This window comes from Nigerium sp., assembly GCF_039811905.1.
Taxonomy (GTDB): Bacteria; Actinomycetota; Actinomycetes; order Propionibacteriales; family Propionibacteriaceae; genus Propioniciclava.
This window is the reverse complement of sequence record NZ_JBDHZL010000140.1, coordinates 1-5,753: the sequence shown is the minus strand read 5'-3', so window position 1 is coordinate 5,753 and position 5,753 is coordinate 1. Positions and strand designations below refer to the sequence as shown.

The 5,753-nt window shown below is 72.8% G+C and carries 5 protein-coding genes; 1 reads left to right on the top strand and 4 read right to left on the bottom strand.

The features are described from left to right. Positions 1-225: 225 nt before the first annotated feature. The 4 genes from WMJ97_RS14085 to amrB form a co-directional block, all read right to left on the bottom strand. The gene (locus tag WMJ97_RS14085) at positions 226-1,425 is read right to left on the bottom strand and encodes a glycerophosphoryl diester phosphodiesterase membrane domain-containing protein (RefSeq protein ID WP_347349639.1); all 1,200 of its coding nucleotides are present in this window, start codon (positions 1,423-1,425) and stop codon (positions 226-228) included. Positions 1,426-1,488: 63 nt separating this feature from the next. Next, positions 1,489-2,586, bottom strand: a complete 1,098-nt coding sequence (gene amrS, locus WMJ97_RS14080) for an AmmeMemoRadiSam system radical SAM enzyme (RefSeq protein WP_347349638.1) — start codon at positions 2,584-2,586, stop codon at positions 1,489-1,491. Next, the gene (gene amrA / locus WMJ97_RS14075; protein ID WP_347349637.1) at positions 2,583-3,143 is read right to left on the bottom strand and encodes an AmmeMemoRadiSam system protein A; all 561 of its coding nucleotides are present in this window, start codon (positions 3,141-3,143) and stop codon (positions 2,583-2,585) included. Before amrA ends, amrS begins: the two co-directional genes overlap by 4 nt. Next, positions 3,140-3,946: an AmmeMemoRadiSam system protein B gene (gene amrB, locus WMJ97_RS14070; protein ID WP_347349636.1), complete on the bottom strand. Its 807-nt coding sequence runs from the start codon at positions 3,944-3,946 to the stop codon at positions 3,140-3,142. Before amrB ends, amrA begins: the two co-directional genes overlap by 4 nt. 215 nt (positions 3,947-4,161) lie before the next feature. Between amrB and WMJ97_RS14065 the strand changes: the two genes are divergently transcribed. Then, on the top strand, positions 4,162-5,753 hold a 1,592-nt coding region (locus WMJ97_RS14065), incomplete at its 3' end, for a family 78 glycoside hydrolase catalytic domain (RefSeq protein ID WP_347349635.1).

Below are 5,753 nucleotides of genomic sequence, written 5' to 3'. Positions count from 1 at the left end.
GGGAGAACGTCCGCATCGCCCAAGCCGTGGTGTGGGGCGGCGACTAGGGGCGAGGACCCGGGTCGCACTCCGGGACGTCGGGAATCGCTGACGCCGAAGTTCGGGCCGGACGCGCGCCCGCGGCGTCCGACCGGAGACGTTCCCGCGGGAACGTTTTTCGCGGTCCGGCCCCCGACGTAGCGGGCCCCGCACCGGTGGTGCGGGGCCCGAGCGGGAGAGGAGTGGTCAGGAGGCGGGGCCGTCCTTCTTCTCAGGGTCGGGCGCGGGGCCAGCCGGCCCGGCCTGCGGGGCGTCCGGATTCTGGCCGTACTGGCCGTACGGCTGCGCGCCGTACTCCGGGGCCTGGCCGTACTGGGGCGCCTGCTGGGCGTCCTGCTCCGGGTGCCGGCTCTGCTCCACGGGCTGCTGGCCGTACTGCGGGTACCCGTACTGGCCGCCCTGATACGCGGTCGCGCCGCCGGCGCCGTACCCGAGCTGCTGGGCCGGATCGACGCCGGGCATCTGGGCCGGCGCGCCCGGCTGCGGGCCGCGTCCGGCGAGCTGATCGCGGCCGAGCTGATCGAGGTACATGACCGTCCTGAACACCTGGTCGAACGGCGTGACCAGCAGCATCACGGCCAGCCAGACGATGGCGAGGATGACGCCCACCACGATCCCCGCGGCGCCCATGTTCTCGCCGCCGCCGGAGGCGCCCAGGAGGATGGCCACCGACACCAGGTACAGCAGGACGAGGACGACGCCGATCGCGATCGACTCCACGAAGGAGGTGAGGAAGAGCCGCCAGAAGTTGCCCTTGGTCATCTGCCACGAGCGGCCGAGCGAGGCGAAGCCGCTGCGCCCCTCGAGCCCGAGGATCGGCAGCAGGAACATCCACCGGACGCCCAGGTAGACCGAGACGACGATGACCGCCAGGTAGAGCAGGATCAACAGGCCGGCCACGCCACCGGCTCCGCTGCCGTCGCCGCGCCCGCTCGCGAGGCCGACCGCCCCGCCGACGATTCCGGCGAAGATGAGCCCGACCAGCAAGGCGGCGGCGTAGACCGCGATCAGCAGGACGAACACGCGGCCCATCACGCCCTTGGTGCGGGCCATCAGGTTTCCGGTCGACGACTCCCGCCCGGCGGCGATGTCGTAGGTGGCCACGCTCATCATGGCGAGCGCGCGGTACTCGAAGAGGGTCACGACGACCATCGCGACGAAGAACACCAGGACGCCGAGCACCACGCCGCCGACGGCGGCGTCACGGCCGCCCTGAGCGATCGGAATCATGGCGAGGGCGAAGATGAGGATGATGGCGACCATCAGGGCCATCGGCAGCAGCAGGATCGTGACGAACTGCAGCGGGCGCTTCTTGAGGATCGCGAAAGAACTGGAGAAAATCGCGCCCATGTCCATCGGGCTTGGGCGCAACAGGGGTGTTGTCATGGCCGAAATGCTATTGATCGGCGGGTTCAGCCCCCTCGCGGCACACCCTGCGGGACGAGATGTTCACCGAGCGGACAGCCTGATAGGGATGCGCCTCGGCCCGAAGTCGCCCGGCTCGGCATCGAACACCCCGGCGATCTCGGTCGCGCAGTGCGGGCAGCGCCCGCGGCCGTCCGTCACGTCGAGGTCGAACCGCAGCAGCGCGTACCAGTCCCGCTCGATGAGTGGGCGCGCGCAGCCGGGGCAGAACGTCGTGCCGCCGCGCCGGTCGTGCACGTTGCCCGTGTAGACGTACCGCAGCCCTGCGGCGAGCGCGATCTCGCGGGCGCGCGTCAGCGTGGACGCCGGCGTCCGCGGCACGTGCCGCATCCGGTGGTCGGGGTGGAACGCCGAGAAGTGCAGCGGGACGTCGGGCCCCAACTCGCGCACCATCCAGGACGCCTGCGCGCGCAGCTCGTCGTCGGAGTCGTTGTGGCCCGGGATGAGCAGCGTCGTCACCTCGAGCCACACGTCGGTCTCGTGCCGCAGGTACGTGAGCGTGTCGAGGACGGGCGCGAGGCGTCCGCCCGTCACCCGCCGGTAGAAGTCGTCGTCGAACGCCTTCAGGTCGACGTTTGCGGCGTCCATCCCGGCGAAGAAGTCGTTTCTGGCTTCGGGATTCACGTAGCCCGCGGTCACCGCGACGTTGTTCAGCCCGCGTGCGCGGCAGGCCCGCGCGACGTCGAGCGCGTACTCGGCGAAGATCACCGGATCGTTGTAGGTGTACGCGACCGACACGCAGCCGTTGCCGGACGCCGCCCGCGCGATCTGCTCCCCGGACGCCTCGTCGGCGAGCCGGTCCATCTCGCGGGAGGTCGAGATGTCCCAGTTCTGGCAGAACTTGCAGCCCAGGTTGCAGCCGGCCGTGCCGAACGAGAGCACCGACGTGCCCGGGTGAAAGTGGTTCAGCGGCTTCTTCTCGATCGGGTCGATGCAGAAGCCCGAGCTGCGGCCGTCCGTGGTGAGGACGAGGCGTCCGCCCGCGTTCGCACGCACGAAGCAGAAGCCGCGCTGGCCGTCGCGCAGCCGGCACTCGCGCGGGCACAGGTCGCACTGGAGGCGGCCGTCGGCGAGCGGATGCCAGTAGCGCGCCGGCGCCCCCGACAAGGCCTCGCCCGTCACGTCTCCTCCTCCCACGCCGAGACGGTGTACCGCTCGAGCCGGGTGCTGGACGTCCACTTGCCGATCGGCAGGCCGGCCTTGCGCTGCAGGTGCGCGAGGAACTCGGCCGGGTCGCTCAGTTGCTCCCACACCTGCGGCAGGAAGGTGCCGCGGCGGCGTCCGTCGGACAGGATCGCGCCGTCCACGTGCGGCCGCAGCGCGGCCAGCGCCTCCGTAGTCGAGCGCGCCTCGACCGGCTCGGGCGGCGACAGCACCGACACCTCGATGCGGACGCCGGCGAGCTCGTCGCGCCGCAGCGGCTGGAACCGCGGGTCGCGCAGGGCCGCGGCGAGGGCGTTCTCCCGGACGTCCTCCCCCAGCGGCCGGTGGGCCTGCAGCGAGCCGATGCAGCCGCGCAGGCGTCCGGACGCCGTCAGCGTCACGAACGCCGCCCCCGGCGCGGCGAGCCAGGCCGGTTCGTCGACGACGGGCCGCTCCGCGCGGCCCTCCAGCCGCGCGGTGATCGCCTCGCGCGCCAGGGGCAGCAGGACGCCGCCCGCGTCGGCCGGGACGCTCATGACTCCTCCTCTCCGGACGCCCCCTCGCGGAGGGCAAACGACGCATACCCGACGACCCGCTGCTTGTCACCGGCCGTGTCGCCGGAATTGCAGGCACCCAGCAACTCGGGCGCGAGACCGCGGCGGCGGGCGACCTCCAGCAGGCCGTTCAGCGGGCGCGCCCCGCACGCCCGGCGGGGGTCGATCGGCCCGGCGACGTCGAGGACCTTCTCGATCGTCTCGGCGTCCACCGCGTTCGCGCGGTCGTAGGTGAGGTAGTGCGACAGGTCGGTGCTCACGACGACGAGCGTCTCGGGGCCGCCCCACAGCGCCTCGATCACGTCGGCGACCACGGCGGGGGGCGCGTCGCCGACCGCGAGGGGGACGAGCTCGAACGAGTCCAGGATCACCTGGAGGAACGGCACGTGCACCTCGAGGGAGTGCTCGAGCAGGTGGACGTCGGGGCTCGTCGCGACGTGGGGCAGGCCCCCGACGGCGGCGACGGGCACGTCGCCGAGCGGCGTCCGGAAGGCGCGGGCGCCCGGGAGCGCGAGCCCGCGGGTGGCGACGCGGTGGCACGGCCCGAGCAGGACGACGCGGCGCACCTCGTCGCGGCGACGCTCGGCGTCGGCGTAGGCCAGCGCGGCGGTCGACCCCGAGTAGACGTAGCCCGCGTGCGGGGCGACGATCGCCTTCGGCGCGGGCAGGTCGGCCTCGACGCTGGTGCGGGCCTCGTCGAGGAAGCCGTCGATCTGACGGCGGAGCGTGGCGGGGTCGGCGGGGTAGAACGACCCGGCGACCGCGGGATGACGGACGGCATGCATGGCGGGCCTCCCGGGCAACGGTGCTTGCCGACCAGGGTACGTCGAACGTCCTCCGCCCGGCAGACCCGTCGGGGTGGCCGGTGATGCCCTCCCCCCGGAAGGATGTTGTTGCGCACCCTCGGTGTTTGCGCGACAACCGTCGCTAACATGCTCGTGCGGGGCGCCCGGCTGGTTAGGGTACGCGCGATCCGACCGATCATCCCGAAGGGCCTGGCATGCGCTCATCTGCTCCACTCGGACGCCTCGCCGCGGCCGTCGTTTCGGTCGCCCTCTCGTGTGGCCTCGCCCTCGGCTCACCCGCGGCGGCGGCCGCAGTCCCCCCTGAACTCGACCCGACGCCGGGGCCGGCGTCCGGGCCGCCCAGCGTCGCGCCGCCGGCGGCCGTGCCCTCGGCGGGGGAGCCGATCCCGGCGCCAGCGCCGACGGCGTCCGCCCGCAGCATCCCCCAGCCGCGCGCACAGGGCGACCTGGTCACGCCCGGACGGCCGCCGGCGGCGTCCGGGTGGATCACGAGCCAGGAGTGGAACATCACGCCCGCGATGGACAAGGTTCCCCCGCGGCTGCCGGTGTTCGCGCGCGACGTCGCGCTCACCAAGCCGGCGGCGTCCGCCAAGCTCACGATCGCGGGCCTCGGCCTGTACGCGCCGACGACGAACGGGGCGGCGGCGTCCTCGGCGGTGCTGCAACCAACGCAGTCGCGGTTCGAGAAGTCGGTCGAGTACCGCACCTACGACGTCACCCGCCTGGTCAGCCAGGGGACGAACCGCGTGGGCGTCCGGTTGGCGGGCGGGGTGTACAACGAAGTCCGGACGCCGGGTCGCTACACCAAACTCGTGCACCTCGGCGGCCCGCTCGGGTTCACGGCGCGGTTGGACGTCCGGTACTCGGACGGCACCGCCCAGAGCTGGGACACGTCGTCGGGGTGGTGGACGCGTCCGGCCGGCACCACGCTGTCGGACTGGTACGGCGGCGAGGACTACGACGCCCGCGCCGAGCCGGTCGGCTGGGAGCGGCCGGCGTCCGCGCTGACGACGGCGGCCGGCTGGCGTCCGGCGGTCGTCGCGAACATCTCCCGCTCGATCGCGCTCTTCCCACAGACGATGCCCCCGGTCGTCGCCAAGACGCCCGTCGCGGCGAAGTCCGTGACGAAGCTGGCCGACGGGTCGTCGGTCGTCGACTACGGGCGCTACGTCACCGGCCAGCCGCGCCTCTCGCTCACGGCGCCCGCCGGCACGTCGATCCGGCTGTACCCGGCCGAGCGGGTCAAGGGCGGCGTCCCGGACCAGTCCACGATCCTCGCCGGCTCGAAGAACCCCGTCTACGACCAGTACACGTTCGCCGGGCGCGGCCGCGAGGAGTGGAACCCGCAGTTCGTCTACCACGGCTTCCGCTACCTGCGCGTGACCGGTGCCTCGGCGCTGAGCCTGTCCGCGGCGAACTTCTCGGCCGTCCCCGTCGGGCCGGACCTGCGGGTGACGGGCACGGCGTCCACGAGCGACGCGACGTTCAACCGCCTGCTCGAGCTCACCGACATCGCGATCGACGCGAACCTGCAGGGCATCCTCACCGACTGCCCGAACCGCGAGAAGCTCGGCTGGCTCGAGCAGGACCACCTGCTCTTCGACCTGCTCGCCGCCCGGCGCGACGTCGGCCCGGTCATGCGGAACACTGTGCGGCTGATGATCGAGTCGCAGCGCGCCGACGGGTCGCTGCCCGAGATCGCCCCCGAGGTCGTCTCGTTCGGCGGCGTGTTCAGCGACGACATCCACTGGGGCGGGGCGCTGATCTCGATCCCGTGGCAGCTGTA